Source organism: Burkholderia sp. AU33545 (assembly GCF_020419685.1).
GTDB classification, from domain to species: Bacteria; Pseudomonadota; Gammaproteobacteria; order Burkholderiales; family Burkholderiaceae; genus Burkholderia; species Burkholderia diffusa.
This window is the reverse complement of record NZ_JAIZRQ010000006.1, coordinates 313,408-327,130: the sequence shown is the minus strand read 5'-3', so window position 1 is coordinate 327,130 and position 13,723 is coordinate 313,408. Positions and strand designations below refer to the sequence as shown.

At 66.9% G+C, this 13,723-nt stretch carries 15 protein-coding genes, 1 other RNA gene and 1 riboswitch; of the genes, 10 read left to right on the top strand and 6 right to left on the bottom strand.

The genetic code is table 11. The annotated features are described in order from the left end of the window. Positions 1-70 precede the first annotated feature (70 nt). Positions 71-324: riboswitch (cobalamin riboswitch) on the bottom strand. A 176-nt stretch (positions 325-500) separates the two neighbouring features. The 5 genes from LGM71_RS21695 (at position 501) to LGM71_RS21675 (ending at position 2,904) form a co-directional block, all read left to right on the top strand. After that, positions 501-851, top strand: coding sequence for a hypothetical protein (locus tag LGM71_RS21695; protein ID WP_059603797.1), 351 nt, complete (start codon positions 501-503; stop codon positions 849-851). After that, positions 848-1,162, top strand: a complete 315-nt coding sequence (locus tag LGM71_RS21690) for a cell division protein ZapA (protein WP_011885730.1) — start codon at positions 848-850, stop codon at positions 1,160-1,162. The genes LGM71_RS21695 and LGM71_RS21690 overlap by 4 nt, the downstream gene beginning before the upstream one ends. 80 nt (positions 1,163-1,242) lie before the next feature. Then, positions 1,243-1,424, top strand: a non-coding RNA gene (gene ssrS / locus LGM71_RS21685) — 6S RNA. A 69-nt stretch (positions 1,425-1,493) separates the two neighbouring features. Further along, the gene (locus LGM71_RS21680) at positions 1,494-1,955 is read left to right on the top strand and encodes an EVE domain-containing protein (protein ID WP_059603800.1); all 462 of its coding nucleotides are present in this window, start codon (positions 1,494-1,496) and stop codon (positions 1,953-1,955) included. A gap of 208 nt (positions 1,956-2,163) precedes the next feature. Continuing rightward, positions 2,164-2,904: an SIMPL domain-containing protein gene (locus LGM71_RS21675; RefSeq protein ID WP_059603803.1), complete on the top strand. Its 741-nt coding sequence runs from the start codon at positions 2,164-2,166 to the stop codon at positions 2,902-2,904. Positions 2,905-3,071: 167 nt separating this feature from the next. Here LGM71_RS21675 and lgt read toward each other — a convergent pair whose 3' ends face one another. Further along, positions 3,072-3,962, bottom strand: a complete 891-nt coding sequence (lgt, locus tag LGM71_RS21670) for a prolipoprotein diacylglyceryl transferase (RefSeq protein WP_059603806.1) — start codon at positions 3,960-3,962, stop codon at positions 3,072-3,074. A gap of 89 nt (positions 3,963-4,051) precedes the next feature. Further along, positions 4,052-4,969 carry a LysR family transcriptional regulator gene (locus LGM71_RS21665; RefSeq protein ID WP_124901037.1) on the bottom strand — a complete coding sequence of 306 codons (918 nt, stop codon included), beginning with the start codon at positions 4,967-4,969 and terminating at the stop codon, positions 4,052-4,054. Between the two features lie 135 nt (positions 4,970-5,104). Between LGM71_RS21665 and ilvD the strand changes: the two genes are divergently transcribed. Together ilvD and LGM71_RS21655 are read left to right on the top strand one after the other, a co-directional pair. Then, on the top strand, positions 5,105-6,778 hold the full coding sequence (gene ilvD / locus LGM71_RS21660; protein ID WP_059603812.1) for a dihydroxy-acid dehydratase: 1,674 nt from the start codon (positions 5,105-5,107) through the stop codon (positions 6,776-6,778). A 125-nt stretch (positions 6,779-6,903) separates the two neighbouring features. Then, complete coding sequence (locus LGM71_RS21655) at positions 6,904-7,233, top strand: c-type cytochrome (protein ID WP_059603815.1); 330 nt, start codon at positions 6,904-6,906, stop codon at positions 7,231-7,233. A gap of 143 nt (positions 7,234-7,376) precedes the next feature. Here the strand turns inward: LGM71_RS21655 and LGM71_RS21650 are convergent, their stop codons facing one another. From LGM71_RS21650 to LGM71_RS21640, 3 genes are read right to left on the bottom strand one after another with little or no spacing between them, the layout of a single operon-like run. Continuing rightward, on the bottom strand, positions 7,377-8,066 hold the full coding sequence (locus tag LGM71_RS21650) for a DUF2486 family protein (RefSeq protein ID WP_124621596.1): 690 nt from the start codon (positions 8,064-8,066) through the stop codon (positions 7,377-7,379). A gap of 25 nt (positions 8,067-8,091) precedes the next feature. Further along, the gene (locus tag LGM71_RS21645; protein ID WP_059603821.1) at positions 8,092-8,508 is read right to left on the bottom strand and encodes a DNA polymerase III subunit chi; all 417 of its coding nucleotides are present in this window, start codon (positions 8,506-8,508) and stop codon (positions 8,092-8,094) included. 34 nt (positions 8,509-8,542) lie between these two features. Next, a complete protein-coding gene (locus LGM71_RS21640; protein ID WP_226116344.1) occupies positions 8,543-10,054 on the bottom strand; it encodes a leucyl aminopeptidase in 1,512 nt (503 codons plus the stop codon). Between the two features lie 122 nt (positions 10,055-10,176). Here LGM71_RS21640 and lptF point away from each other — a divergent pair, with 122 nt between their 5' ends. From lptF to LGM71_RS21625, 3 genes are read left to right on the top strand one after another with little or no spacing between them, the layout of a single operon-like run. Continuing rightward, entirely contained in the window at positions 10,177-11,268 is a 1,092-nt protein-coding gene (lptF, locus tag LGM71_RS21635; RefSeq protein ID WP_059603829.1) for an LPS export ABC transporter permease LptF, read from the top strand. A gap of 3 nt (positions 11,269-11,271) precedes the next feature. After that, entirely contained in the window at positions 11,272-12,420 is a 1,149-nt protein-coding gene (gene lptG / locus LGM71_RS21630) for an LPS export ABC transporter permease LptG (protein ID WP_059603833.1), read from the top strand. A 25-nt stretch (positions 12,421-12,445) separates the two neighbouring features. Continuing rightward, the gene (locus tag LGM71_RS21625) at positions 12,446-12,829 is read left to right on the top strand and encodes a sirohydrochlorin chelatase (protein WP_059603835.1); all 384 of its coding nucleotides are present in this window, start codon (positions 12,446-12,448) and stop codon (positions 12,827-12,829) included. A 77-nt stretch (positions 12,830-12,906) separates the two neighbouring features. On the opposite strand, the gene cobA is transcribed toward LGM71_RS21625, so the two are convergent. Next, the gene (gene cobA / locus LGM71_RS21620; protein ID WP_226116342.1) at positions 12,907-13,656 is read right to left on the bottom strand and encodes a uroporphyrinogen-III C-methyltransferase; all 750 of its coding nucleotides are present in this window, start codon (positions 13,654-13,656) and stop codon (positions 12,907-12,909) included. Positions 13,657-13,723: the final 67 nt, after the last annotated feature.

Genomic DNA, 13,723 nt, shown 5'->3' with positions numbered 1-13,723 from the left:
TCAGCATCGAAGACAAGTCCCGTGAAGCACTGCGCGCCCCGCGTCCCCGCAGGCCGCGCGTCATGAAGCCGTACAGGCTCCCCGCCTCGGCCGGTATCCGGGCTGGCGGCGTACCGGCTCGCCTTCCCGCGCGTATCACGCGCAGTGGCCCGCGCCCGCGTGCGACCTGCACGCGAAACGCGCCCGAGCCGGCCTGCGTCGTCCGACGCGGCCGCTTACCGTTGCGGGGGCAGCGCAGGTTGGCGATCTCCATGCGGAGCACGCGCCCTGCTTCCCGTTTAACCGCGCGACACGCGCGCGAGCACCGAGGCGGCGCCAGTTTAGGAGCGGGTCGCGCAAGCGTCAAGAAAGCGGCCGGACGTATGCCGGGAGCACGCCGCGAACACGCCGGAGCCGCGTATTCGCGGCAAGAAGCCGGGGTGTTACGACTGGAAACGTTACAGATGTCGGAATGCGCGTTATTCCGCGCTAAAATGCTGGGTCTTTAGAGGACGCAGCAAATGCTCAACGAACTCGAAACCTTATCTCAAAATATTGGCCGTCTGATCTCGCTGAACAAGCGCTATCACGCGGAACGGCTCGCGCTCGAGGAGCAAGTCGCGCAAATGCGCGCGGAAGCGGACACGGTCCGCGCGGAACTCGCGCAACTGCGCGACGAACGCAATGCGCTCGCGGCCGAGCGCGACACGCTGTCGGCAAAGATCGACGACGCCCAGGTCAAACTGAACGCGATTCTCGAAAAGCTGCCGCGCACGAAGAACGCAGAGCAAGCCGACAACCAGCTCGACCTGCTCGATGCGCAGGCGCGCACGGATGGCGACGACGCGGCCAGCCACGGAGAACATGCATGAGCACCAAGCAGATCGAAGTCTCGATTCTCGGTCAGCCCTATCGGCTCGCCTGTTCGGCCGAGACCGAAGCGGCGTTGCTCGAGGCCGTCGCACGCGTCGACGCTGAAATGTCGAAGATCCGCGCGAACAGTTCGGTGCGCGGCACCGACCGTATCGCGGTGATGGCGGCACTGTCGCTCGCATCCGAATTGCTGCGACTGCAAACGAGCGTGCGTCACGGTGAAGCATTTCCGGCGGAAGAAATCCGTCGTACAATGCACCAGATGAACGAACAGCTCGGCGCGGTGCTCGCACAGCACGAGACGCAGTAACGTTTGATCGATGCGTCGATTCCCCTTGATCTCGGCGATCAACGGTGGTCAAATTGGCGCAACGAAACACAGTTCAGTCAGCTTCCCTGCCTGGTTCGCCAAGGTCATATATTCCTTGAACCAATGCCATGTGCACGGTTGCGGAAATTTGTAGCACGGGCGCGCGCGTCACTCTGTCTGATGTACCCGAAGTGCTGCTAACTGCGACCAATTCTGAACCCCAGGTTCAGGATGCCGGCCTAGCGGCCAAGGCGGGGGCCTATCCAACGGCATCGGGGATCCCCGATGCCGTTTCCTTTTGTAGCAGCCCTTTCTGCGTCGATTACGATCCATGCAATACTGGCTGATGAAGTCCGAACCGGACGAAGCAAGCATCGACGATCTCGCGCACGCACCGCAGCACTCCCTGCCATGGACCGGCGTGCGCAACTATCAGGCGCGCAATTTCATGCGCGACACGATGAAGATCGGCGACGGCGTGCTGTTCTATCACTCGAGCTGCCCTGAGCCGGGCATCGCGGGCCTCGCCGAAGTCTCGTCGACGCCCTACCCCGACCCCACCCAGTTCGATCCGAAAAGCCCGTATTACGATCCGAAGTCGACGCAGGAAGCACCGCGCTGGCTGCTCGTCGACGTGCGCTTCGTGAAGAAGTCGCCGCTCGTGCCGCTCGCCGCATTGCGCGAGCATGACGAACTCGCCGACATGCGCGTGCTCGCACGCGGCAATCGGCTGTCGATCACGCCCGTCACGCGCGCCGAGTGGCGCTTCATCACCGAAAGGCTGATGAAGTAGGCGCACGCAGTCGCGGCACGCGCAACAGACAAACAGCAAAGGTCAAATCCCGTCAAGACGCGCCGCCGCCACGGAACTCGCGACGCGTTCGTGCGGCCTAAGCAACCGCTGTCGCCCGATCGGGACGACGGCCGTTTTTTCGTCGCGCGGTACGCCCGCGTCGCGCACGCGTGATCCGCATGCGCGCCCTCGCACAAGGAGTCCAACAATGACCAAGAAATCCGCACTCGCGCTGTCGCTCGCCCTCGCCGCCGCCGTGCCCGTCGCGCTGACGCTCGCGTCACCGGCCGCGCACGCGCAGACCGCGAACCCGCACTTTCCGGAACCGGCGGGCGTACTGTCGCTGTCGTCGCAGGCCAGCGCCGACGTGCCGCAGGACATCATCCACATCACGCTGTTCTACGAACAGCAGGCGAAGGACCCGGGCAGCCTGACGTCCGCGCTCAACCAGCGGGCCGACGCGGCGCTCGCGCAGGCGAAGGGCGTATCGGGCGTCACCGCGCACACCGGTGCGTTCTCCGTGTATCCGAGCACCGATCGCGACGGCAAGATCTCCGCATGGCGCGGCCGTACCGAAGTCGTGCTCGAATCGCGCGATTTCGCGGCGGCGTCGAAGCTCGCGGGCCAGCTGTCGAACCAGATGCAGGTCGCGAACGTCGAGTTCTCGCTGTCGCCCGAAGCACAGCGCACGGCCGAGCAGAAGCTCACGACCGAAGCGATCAAGTCGTTCCGCGCGCGCGCGGACGAAGCCGCGAAGGCCTTCGGCTACAACAGCTACTCGATCCGCGACGTGAACGTCGGCGGCAGCCGCAACGTGCAGCCGTACCCGCGCATGCTGGCGATGGCCGCGGCACCGACGGACAGCGCGAAGATGAGCGCGCCGATCTCGGTCGAAGGCGGCAAGGCGACCGTGTCGGTCACGGTCAACGGCTCGGTGCAGATGAAGTAACGCACGTCGCGCAACGCGCGGCAGATGCGAAAACGCCGGCCTTCGGGCCGGCGTTTTTCGTTCGAGATCCTGCGATCGATGCGCACGCCGATCGTGCGCATCCGCATCGCATCACGCGTCATGCGTCACACAGCTCGCGCGTGACGCAACCGCATGACGCAGCAACATCACGCCGCCACGCTCGCCGCGCGGCGACGGTATGCCCACACCAGCAGCGCGATGCCCGCGAGAATCATCGGCAGCGACAGCCACTGCCCCATCGACAGGCCGAGGGCAAGCAGGCCGAGGAAGTCGTCCGGTTCACGCGCGAATTCAACCGTGAAGCGCGCGAGCCCGTAGCCGATCAGGAACAGCGCGGATATCGCGCCCATCGGCCGCGGCTTGCGCGAGAAGAAGAAGAGCACGAAGAACAGCGCAATGCCTTCGAGTGCGATTTCGTAGAGCTGCGAAGGATGGCGCGGCAACATCTGGTACTGCATGAACACGTCGGCGAGATGCCACTTCTCGACGAGCGCCGGATGCCTCGGCAGCCACGCCGCGTCGTCACGCATCGCACCCGGGAACAGCATCGCCCACGGCGCGCTCGGATCGGTCACGCGGCCCCACAGCTCGCCGTTGATGAAGTTGCCGAGCCGCCCGGCCGCGAGCCCCGTCGGCACCATCGGCGCGACGAAATCGGTGACCTGCAGCCAGTGACGCTTGCGCTGCCACGCGAACAGGGCCATCGCGAGCGTCACGCCGAGGAAGCCGCCGTGGAAGGACATTCCCCCTTCCCACACCTTGAACACGTCGAGCGGATGCGAGAAGTAGAAGTCGGCCTTGTAGAACAGCACGTAGCCGAGCCGGCCACCGAGCACGGTGCCGAGCACACCGTAGAACATCATGTCGTCGATGTCCTTGGCGGTCCAGCCCTGCGCGGCGACGTACGGCAGCTTCAGGCGGATCCGGCCGACGACGATCGCCGCGATGAAGCCGACGAGATACATGAGGCCGTACCAGCGCACGGCCAGCGGCCCGAGATGGATCGCTACGGGGTCGAAATTCGGGTGAATGATCATGGGTTAGCGATGAAGTTTTCGAATGCGGTACGGCGCTCGCACCGGCGCCGCACCGCGCATTGGACGGCGCTGGCGCGCCATCGTTCGCATCATGCGGCAAGACCGTGCGCGCGCACGACGTCGATGAAGCCGGCGAGCACCGGGCTGACATCGCCCGTGCGCCACACGAGGCCAGTCTCGACGACCGGTGCGTCGCCGGCGAGCGGCCGATAGACCACGCCGGTGCGCCGCAGGTTACGCAACGACTGCGGCACCAGTGCGACGCCCATGCCGGCCGACACGAGGCTGACGATCGTCTGCATCTGGATTGCCTCCTGGCCGATGCGCGGGGTTTCCCCCGCCGCGCCGTAGCAGCCCGTAATGATGTCATAAAAGCCGGGCGCCAAACGACGCGGGAAGATGACGAGCGGCAGCGCGGACAGCTCGGCCAGATGCACGGGTTCGTCTTCGGGCACGCCGGGGGCCGCGGCCGCCGGCATCGCGACCACCAGCGGCTCGCGCACGACCGGCAGGTACGACAGCCCGGCCGCGTGGCGCGGCGGCACCGGCGGAATCACGAGCCCCGCGTCGATGCGGCCGGCGACGAGTTCGTCGATCTGCACGTCGCTCGTCGCTTCCGCGAGCTGCAGCCGCACGTGCGGATAGCGTGCGCCGAACGCGCGCAGCAGCGACGGCAGCAGCCCGTAATCGGCGGTCGACACGAACGCGAGCGACAGCGAACCGGCTTCGCCGCGCGCGAGACGCCGCGCGAGCGGCGGCAGCGCGTCAGCCGACGCGAGCAGCCGGCGGACGTCGGGCAGCAGCGCCGCGCCGACCGCCGTCAGCGCGACCGAGCGCTTGGTACGCGCGAACAGCGCGACGCCGAGCGCCTCCTCCAGCGCCCGGATCGCCTGCGACAGCGGCGGCTGCGTCATCGACAGGCGCTCGGCCGCGCGGCCGAAATGGCGCTCGTCGGCAACGGTCACGAAATAGCGCCACTGGCGCAGATCGGGCGTCGGGTCGGCCATGTCTCACTCATTCGCAAAACGACTTAATAATCGACAAATAATATATTGGACATTCCAAACCGGAAACTCCATTCTTGATTGATCCGAACCGGCGCGCCGTTCGCGGGAGTCGCCAATACAACGATGGAGTCCCCCATGCCGTACAACCGTCGCTCGAAGCACATCACGCAAGGCGTGGCCCGTTCGCCGAATCGCTCGATGTATTACGCCCTCGGCTACCAGAAGGACGATTTCGACAAGCCGATGATCGGCATCGCGAACGGCCACTCGACGATCACGCCGTGCAACTCGGGCCTGCAGCGGCTGTCGGACGCGGCCGTCGCGGCCGTGAAGGCGGCCGATGCGAACCCGCAGATCTTCGGCACGCCGACGATCTCGGACGGCATGTCGATGGGCACCGAGGGCATGAAGTATTCGCTCGTGTCGCGCGAAGTGATCGCCGACTGCATCGAGACCTGCGTGCAGGGCCAGTGGATGGACGGCGTGGTGGTGGTCGGCGGCTGCGACAAGAACATGCCGGGCGGGATGATCGCGCTCGCGCGCCTGAACGTGCCGGGCATCTACGTGTACGGCGGCACGATCCGGCCCGGCCACTGGAAGGGCCGCGACCTGACGATCGTGTCGTCGTTCGAGGCGGTCGGCGAGTTCACCGCGGGCCGGATGTCGCAGGAAGATTTCGAGGGTGTCGAGCAGAACGCGTGTCCGACGTCGGGGTCGTGCGGCGGGATGTACACCGCGAACACGATGAGCTCGTCGTTCGAGGCGCTCGGCATGTCGCTGATGTATTCGTCGACGATGGCGAACCCTGATCAGGAGAAGGTCGACTCGGCCGCCGAATCGGCACGCGTGCTGGTCGAGGCCGTGAAGCGCGACCTGAAGCCGCGCGACATCATCACGAAGGCGTCGATCGAGAACGCGGTGTCGCTGATCATGGCGACCGGCGGCTCGACCAACGCGGTGCTGCACTATCTGGCGATCGCGCACGCGGCCGAGATCGACTGGACGATCGACGACTTCGAGCGCATCCGCAAGCGCGTGCCGGTGATCTGCGACCTGAAGCCGTCGGGCCAGTACGTGGCGACCGATCTGCACCAGGCCGGCGGCATCCCGCAGGTGCTGCGGATCCTGCTCGATGCGGGGTTGCTGCACGGCGACTGCATGACGATCACCGGCCGCACGATCGCCGAGGAGCTGAAGGACGTGCCGGGCGTGCCGCGCGCGGACCAGAAGGTGATCTTCCCGATCGACCGCGCGCTGTACAAGGAAGGGCATCTCGCGATCCTGAAGGGCAACCTCGCGCAAGACGGTGCGGTCGCGAAGATCACCGGCCTGAAGAACCCGGTGATCACGGGCCCGGCGCGCGTGTTCGACGACGAGCAAAGCGCGATGGACGCGATCCTCGGCGACCGGATCCGTGCAGGCGACGTGCTGGTGCTGCGCTATCTCGGTCCACAGGGCGGCCCCGGCATGCCGGAAATGCTCGCGCCGACGTCGGCGATCATCGGCAAGGGGCTCGGCGAATCGGTCGGCTTCATCACCGACGGCCGCTTCTCGGGCGGCACCTGGGGGATGGTGGTCGGGCACGTCGCGCCCGAGGCCTTCGTCGGCGGCACGATCGCGCTCGTGCAGGAAGGCGACTCGATCACGATCGATGCGCACCGGCTCGTGCTGCAGCTGAACGTCGACGACGCCGAGCTCGCGCGCCGGCGCGCCGCGTGGAAGCAGCCGGCACCGCGCTACACGCGCGGCGTGCTCGCCAAGTACGCGGCCCTCGCCCGCCCGGCGAACAAGGGTGCCGTCACCGGCTGATGCGGCACGCAGGTCATGCGACCCCATTGCAGACGGCCGCCGGGGAAACGCGCAAAACGCGCATTCCCTTTGCTTTTATAATGCGCGGACCGTGAAGCCGGCCGTTCCCGCCGGCGGAGAACCGCATGAAACAGACGATATCGCGCGCGCTGCTCGTGGCGCTGCTGACCGGCGGCGCGGCGGCGGCACACGCCGACCAGGCCAGCGACGGACTCGTGCTCGCGCAGCGCAAGAACTGCATGGCCTGCCATGCGGTCGGCAAGCCGCTGATGGGCCCGTCGTTCCACGACATCGCGGGCAAGTACGCGGCACGCGCCGACGCCGTCGATTACCTCGCGCAATCAATCGTGAAGGGCAGCGTCGGGGTGTGGGGGGGCGTGCCGATGCCCGCCAATACGCAGCTGACGAGCGTCGAGGCGCACACGCTCGCGCAGTGGGTGCTATCGCTCCACTGAGCCCGGTGACCGGGCGCGCGCACGCGCGCCGCGCCTGGCGCCCGGCACGATTCCATGCCTCTCGTTGCAACCGGATCGGCGATCGTCAGCGACGACGATCGGAGCCGCGCCCGCGGCGCCAGCGCACGACACTCGCCGTGCGCTCAGCCTGAACGACCCGTCCGGCGGCGAGCGATCTCTTCGTCGACCGCGTCGCGAACCCATTCCATCACTTCGGTTTCGAGCGCCAGCGCCACTTCGCGCGTGATCTGGCCGACCAGCCAGGCCGTATGGTCGTGCAGCGCGTCGCGGCAGCGTGCCTCGATGGCCTCGCGCCCTTCCCCGGTCAGATAATTCGTCAGCCGATCGCGCAGACGCTCGGCGATATGGTGCGCGTCCTCCGGTGTCAGCGCGGCGGCCGCACGCGACTCCGGGAGCGCTGCGCGAGCAGGATGATCGGTGGCCAGCCCGTCGGCAGCCGGTGCGCCCGCGTGGGACGGCATCGCTTCACCGGGCTCGCGCGGCGTCGCGGCAACGCCGGCCTGCTGCCCCTCGTCATCGGCCAGCGCGGAGCGCAACGGCGCCTGCGCCGCAGCCGATTCCTCGGCGACGACGTGTCCGGCGGCACCGGGTTGCGCCGGCGCATCGCTGTCGCCCGGCAGTTCGACGGTCGGGACGTCCGGCGTCGGCACCGGCTCGACCACCACGAATTCGGGGTCGGTTCCCGTGCGCTCCGGCGCGGCGGCATCGTCGCGCGGCGGCACATCGGTCGCGGACGAACGCGCCGGCACCGGCTTGCCCGGCACCAGCACGTCGGTCAGCGTCGGGATCGAAGAGGATTCGGCTTGTGTCACGGGGACGCTCCGTCGACGGTTTCGGCTAGCTGCCTTGCTTGTAGTTGTTCAGCGCGTATCCGCGATCGCGGTAGAAGCGGTAGCGGTCGCGGCCCGCGGCCAGTTCGTCCGGCGCATTGCCGACCACCTCGAGCAGGCGTTCGAAGCGCGCGAACTGCGCGGGCACGGCCGCGCCGAGGTTCAGCAGCACGTGGTGATGCGGCGCCTGGTCGAGATCAGCGGTCAGCACGATCGGCGTGCCGGCCGCATGCGCGCTGTCGACGCCGCAGTGCGGAATGAAATCGAGCGGCGAGAACGTCCAGAGCTGCTCGTCGAGCGCGCGCAGGCGCGCGGGTTCCGCGAGCACGACGACCGGCTGCCCGGCCTGGTAGGCCTTGCGCAGCAGCCGGCACGCGTACGCGAGCGAATCGCCGACGTTCGAATGGAAATCGATTCGCGTCATTGCCCGCGCACCCGCATCGTCGTGAGACCTGCCATCACTGGCCGGCGCGGTCGATCAGGAACTGCGCGAGCAGCGGCACCGGACGGCCGGTCGCGCCCTTCGCCGCGCCGCCCTTCCACGCCGTGCCGGCGATGTCCAGGTGCGCCCAAGGATAGCTGTCGGTGAAGCGCGACAGGAAGCACGCCGCCGTCACGGCGCCGGCCGGACGCCCGCCGATGTTCGCGATGTCCGCGAAATTCGACTTCAGCTGATCCTGGTATTCGTCGTCGAGCGGCATGCGCCACGCCGGATCGTTCGCTTCGCGCGAGGCGTCGAGCAGCTCGCCCGCGAGTGCATCGTCCTTCGAGAACAGGCCGCTGTTGTGCCCGCCGAGCGCGATCACGCAAGCGCCCGTCAGCGTCGCCACGTCGATCACCGCCGCGGGCTTGAAGCGTTCCGCATAAGTGAGCGCGTCGCACAGGATCAGGCGGCCCTCGGCGTCGGTGTTGAGCACCTCGACCGTCAGCCCCTTCATGCTGGTGACGATGTCGCCCGGCTTCGTCGCGTTGCCGCCCGGCATGTTCTCGCAGGTCGGCACGATCGCGACGACGTTGATCTTCAGGCCCATTTCGGCGACCGCACGCATCGTGCCGAGCACCGAGCCCGCGCCGCACATGTCGTACTTCATCTCGTCCATGCCCTCGCCCGGCTTCAGCGAGATGCCGCCCGTGTCGAACGTGATGCCCTTGCCGACCAGCACGACCGGCGCGGCCTTCGCGGCGGCGCCCTGGTAATGCAGCACGATGAACTGCGGCGGCTCGACCGACGCGCGCGCGACCGACAGGAACGAGCCCATCTTGAGCGCCTGGATCTGCTTCAGGCCGAGCACCTCGACCTTCAGACCCCAATCCTTCGCGATCTTCTTCGCGGTATTGCCGAGATAGGTCGGCGTGCACACGTTGCCAGGCAGGTTGCCCAGGTCACGCGTGAGGTCCATCCCGTTCGCCAGCGCGACGGCCTGCTTGGCCGCCAGCTTCGCGGCCTTTTCATCGGCCGGATTGACGCTGAACACGACGCGCTTGAGCGCATGCGACGCCGGTTCCGGCTTGCTCTTCATCTGCGTGAAGCGGTAGGTCTCGTTGCGCAGCGCGAGAATCGCCGCACGCACGCCCCAGTCGGAGCCGCGCTCGTCGACCGGCAGTTGCGCGAGCGTGAACGTGACCTGCACGACCTTGGTGGCCAGCAGCGCGCGCCATGCGGCCGTCGCCGCGTCGTTGTAGGCTTTCTGATTGAAAGCATCCTGCTTGCCGAGGCCGACGAGCAGCACGCGCGACGCACCGATGCCCGATACCTCGTGCAGGAACAGCGTCTTGCCGCGCTTGCCGTCCATGTCGCCGGCCTTCACCACGCGCGAGATCAGCCCCTTGGTGGCCGTGTCGATGTCGAGCGCCGCGCCCGAGAGAGTCTGCGCCTCGAAGATGCCGAGCACGATGCAGTCGGACTTCCCGGTCAGGAACCCCTTGGCCTCGCCTTTGCTCCAATCACAGCCTTTTATGCTAAAGTCCATCGCGCTTGTCCTCGGATAAAATCTGGGCTAAGGATGAAAGCCGCAATTATCCGCTATTTTTCCCGTGGCGGCGCGAGCGCTCCACCACGCGAGCGCAGCCTCCCGCCCTCTTCTCATCAAGAATGATCTTCGAACGCTCCCTCCAGCGCGAGCTTGCGTATACGGCTGGCGCCGTGTTCATGGTGCTGCTCACGATCATGCTCACGACGATGATGATCCGCATCGTCGGCTATGCCGCGTCCGGCGAAATCGATCCGCGCGACGTGCTCGTGCTGATCGGCCTGACCGTGATCGGCTATCTCGCCGTGATGCTCGTCGTCACGCTGTTCGTGTCGATCCTGTTCGTGCTGACCCGGTGGTACCGGGACTCCGAAATGGTCGTCTGGCTCGCGTCGGGCGTGAGCCTCACGCGCCTGATCAAGCCGATCGGCGTGTTCGCCACGCCGATCGTCCTGCTGATCGCGTTCTTCGCGTTCGTCGGCTGGCCGTGGTCGAACCAGCAGAGCAAGATGATCAAGGCGCGCTTCCAGCAGCGCGACGAGATCTCGCTGCTCGCGCCAGGCCAGTTCCGCGAATCGGCGTCGAACCATCGCGTGTTCTTCATCGAGAAGATGTCGCCGGACCAGAGCAAGGTGCAGAACGTGTTCGTCACGTCGACCGAGAACGGCAAGGTCAACGTCGTGGTATCGCACACGGGCCACACGGAAACGAAGGACGGCGATCGCTTCGTCGTGCTGGAGGACGGCCGCCGCTACGACGGCACGCCCGGCCAGCCGAACTTCAAGATCATGGAGTTCCAGCGCTACGGCGTGAAGATCACGAGCACGCCGGTCACCAACGTACCGACCACCAACAGCACGCCGACGCCCGACCTGCTGCGCAACCCGACGCGCGACAACCTCGCGGAATTCGCGTGGCGCGCGGGGCTGCCGCTGATCGCGATCAACCTGATGGTGCTCGGCATTCCGCTGTCGTACCAGAACCCGCGCCGCAGCCGCACGATCAACCTCGTGATGGCCGTGCTGATCTACCTCACGTACTCGAACCTGCTGAACGTCGTGCAGTCGCAGATCGAGCAGGGCAAGATGTCGTTCGGCGTCGGCCTCGTCGGCCTGCACCTGGTCGTCGCGGCGATCGTCGCGTTCATCTTCTGGTTGCGCGTGCGCAATCGTCCGCTGTTTACACGCGCGCTGTTCGGCCGCTCGGGAGCATGATCGATGCGGCTCTATGAAAAATACTTCGCGCGGCAGATCTACGTCACGTTCGTCTTCATCCTGTTCGCGTTCTCGGGCCTGTTCTTCTTCTTCGACCTGATCAGCGAACTGAACTCGGTCGGGCACGGCAACTACAAGTTCGGCTACGCGGTGCTGCGCGTCGCGCTGCAGACCCCGTCGCGCTTCTACGAGATCATCCCGGTCGCCGCGCTGATCAGCGCGATCTACGTGTTCGCGCAAATGGCGGCGAACTCGGAATTCACGATCTTTCGCGTGTCGGGCCTCGCGACCAACCAGGCGCTGCGCTCGCTGCTGAAGATCGGCATTCCGCTCGTGATCATCACCTACCTGATCGGCGAATTCGTCGGCCCGTACGCCGACCAGCTGTCCGAACGCGTGCGGCTGCAGGCGCTCGGCGCGTCGGTGTCGTCGAACTTCCAGTCGGGCGTGTGGGTGAAGGACACGCTCGCGGCCCGCGAGAACGGCGAGCAGGTCACGCGCTTCGTCAACGTCGGCAGCCTGTCGCCCGATTCGACGATCAGCAACGTGCGCATCTACGAATTCGACTCGAAATTCCAGCTGCAGAACGTGCGGATCGCGCAGACCGGCCGCTACGAGCCTCCCGGCCACTGGCTGCTCAAGGGCGTGACGGAAACCGAACTGACGCCGATCAAGCCGATCAGCGGCGAACCGGCCGACGCGCTGAACCCCGTATACCGGTCGCAGCAGGTGATGCTGCCCGAATACCGGCTGCGCTCGGACCTGACGCCGCAGATCCTGTCGGTGCTGCTCGTGTCGCCGGAACGGATGTCGCTCATCAACCTGTTCCGCTACATCCAGCACTTGCGCGAAAACCAGCAGGACACGCAGCGCTACGACATCGCACTGTGGCGCAAGCTGCTCTACCCGTTCGCGGTGTTCGTGATGCTCGTGCTGTCGCTGCCGTTCGCGTACCTGCATACGCGAGCCGGCGTGGTCGGCGTGAAGGTGTTCGGCGGCATCATGCTCGGCATGAGCTTCCAGCTGCTCAACACGCTGTTCTCGCACATCGGCACGCTGAACACGTGGCCCGCGCCGCTGACCGCGGCGACACCGGGCCTCATCTATCTCGCGCTCGGCCTGTTCGCGCTCAAGTGGGTCGACCGGCACTGAGCGCCGTCACGACGGAGGCTTCGACATGAGTTCGCACGGTATCGTCCTGTTCGGCCACGGCGCACGCGATCCGCGCTGGGCCGAGCCGTTCGAGCGGCTCGCCGCACGGCTGCGCGCGGCCGGCTCCCCTGCCCCGCACGTGTCGCTCGCGTTTCTCGAGCTGATGACGCCGTCGCTCGATACGGCCGTTGCCGCGCAGGTCGCGGCCGGCTGCACGCGCATCACCGTGGTGCCCGTGTTCTTCGGCCAGGGCGGCCATGTGCGCCGCGACCTGCCGCAGCTCGTCGACGCGTGCCGTGCCGCGCATCCGGGCATCGAGATCCATTGCGCGACGGCTGTCGGGGAAGACGACGGCGTGCTCGATGCGATCGCACGCTACTGCATCGACCAGCTCGGCCGCGACGCATAAGCGAATCGTTGGCCCAAACAAAAAAGCGCTGGCTTCCGAAGCCAGCGCTTTTTTTGCCTGCAAACCACGCGTTCGACTCAAGCGGCGTCCTGCAGCGCATCGCCCTCTTTCACGCGCCGCACGCGTTCGGCGAACGCATCGCCGATCATCAGCAGGCTCGGTTCCGCAGGGTCGAGCCACGCCTGCGCGTCGCCCGCCGCCATCTGCGCAAGCGTGAGCGTCAGCGTGCGCTCGCGCACGGTGCTGCAGGCCTCGACGATCGCCACCGGCGTCGCGGGCGCACGGCCCGCGTCGATCAGTTCGCGGGCGATGCCCGGCGCGCTGTCGCGCCCCATGTAGTAGACGATCGAATCGGCGCGCGCGGTCTCGCGAATCTCGTCGCTGCCCGGTGCACGGCTGTGCGTCGCGAACGCGACGCTGCGCGACACGCCGCGCAACGTCAGCGAGCGCTTCAGCGTCGCCGCGCCGGCCAGCGCCGCGGTGATGCCCGGCACGACCTCGTAATCGATGCCGGCCGCCTCGAGCGCGCGCATTTCTTCTTCGGCGCGACCGAACAGCATCGGATCGCCGCCCTTCAGGCGCACGACGCACGCATGCTCGCGCGCCGCGTCGACGATCTGCTTGTTGATGAAGTGCTGCGCGGTCGAACGCTGCCCGCAGCGCTTGCCGACCGCGATTTTCCGCGCGTTCGGCGCATAGTCGAGCATCGCCGGCTCGACGAGCGCGTCGTGCAGCACGACGTCGGCTTGCTCGAGCATCCGCGCGCCACGCACCGTGATGAGGTCCGCAGCGCCCGGCCCTGCTCCGATCAGATACACCTTGCCCATGTTTGTCGCTTCGCTTGTCCTGCTCGTGGACGGCAACCGGCGCGCGCCGCCCGCACGGGCGGCGCTC

What these genes read in the sequence shown, in the direction of transcription:
- ilvD (WP_059603812.1), top strand. Translation starts at nt 5,105, where the DNA reads ATGCCGTACAACCGTCGCTCGAAGCACATCACGCAAGGCGTGGCCCGT.
- LGM71_RS21680 (WP_059603800.1), top strand. Translation starts at nt 1,494, where the DNA reads ATGCAATACTGGCTGATGAAGTCCGAACCGGACGAAGCAAGCATCGAC.
- LGM71_RS21690 (WP_011885730.1), top strand. Translation starts at nt 848, where the DNA reads ATGAGCACCAAGCAGATCGAAGTCTCGATTCTCGGTCAGCCCTATCGG.
- LGM71_RS21645 (WP_059603821.1), bottom strand. Translation starts at nt 8,508, where the DNA reads ATGACGCGAATCGATTTCCATTCGAACGTCGGCGATTCGCTCGCGTAC.
- LGM71_RS21655 (WP_059603815.1), top strand. Translation starts at nt 6,904, where the DNA reads ATGAAACAGACGATATCGCGCGCGCTGCTCGTGGCGCTGCTGACCGGC.
- lptF (WP_059603829.1), top strand. Translation starts at nt 10,177, where the DNA reads ATGATCTTCGAACGCTCCCTCCAGCGCGAGCTTGCGTATACGGCTGGC.
- lptG (WP_059603833.1), top strand. Translation starts at nt 11,272, where the DNA reads ATGCGGCTCTATGAAAAATACTTCGCGCGGCAGATCTACGTCACGTTC.
- LGM71_RS21665 (WP_124901037.1), bottom strand. Translation starts at nt 4,969, where the DNA reads ATGGCCGACCCGACGCCCGATCTGCGCCAGTGGCGCTATTTCGTGACC.
- LGM71_RS21640 (WP_226116344.1), bottom strand. Translation starts at nt 10,054, where the DNA reads ATGGACTTTAGCATAAAAGGCTGTGATTGGAGCAAAGGCGAGGCCAAG.
- LGM71_RS21675 (WP_059603803.1), top strand. Translation starts at nt 2,164, where the DNA reads ATGACCAAGAAATCCGCACTCGCGCTGTCGCTCGCCCTCGCCGCCGCC.
- LGM71_RS21695 (WP_059603797.1), top strand. Translation starts at nt 501, where the DNA reads ATGCTCAACGAACTCGAAACCTTATCTCAAAATATTGGCCGTCTGATC.
- lgt (WP_059603806.1), bottom strand. Translation starts at nt 3,962, where the DNA reads ATGATCATTCACCCGAATTTCGACCCCGTAGCGATCCATCTCGGGCCG.
- LGM71_RS21625 (WP_059603835.1), top strand. Translation starts at nt 12,446, where the DNA reads ATGAGTTCGCACGGTATCGTCCTGTTCGGCCACGGCGCACGCGATCCG.
- cobA (WP_226116342.1), bottom strand. Translation starts at nt 13,656, where the DNA reads ATGGGCAAGGTGTATCTGATCGGAGCAGGGCCGGGCGCTGCGGACCTC.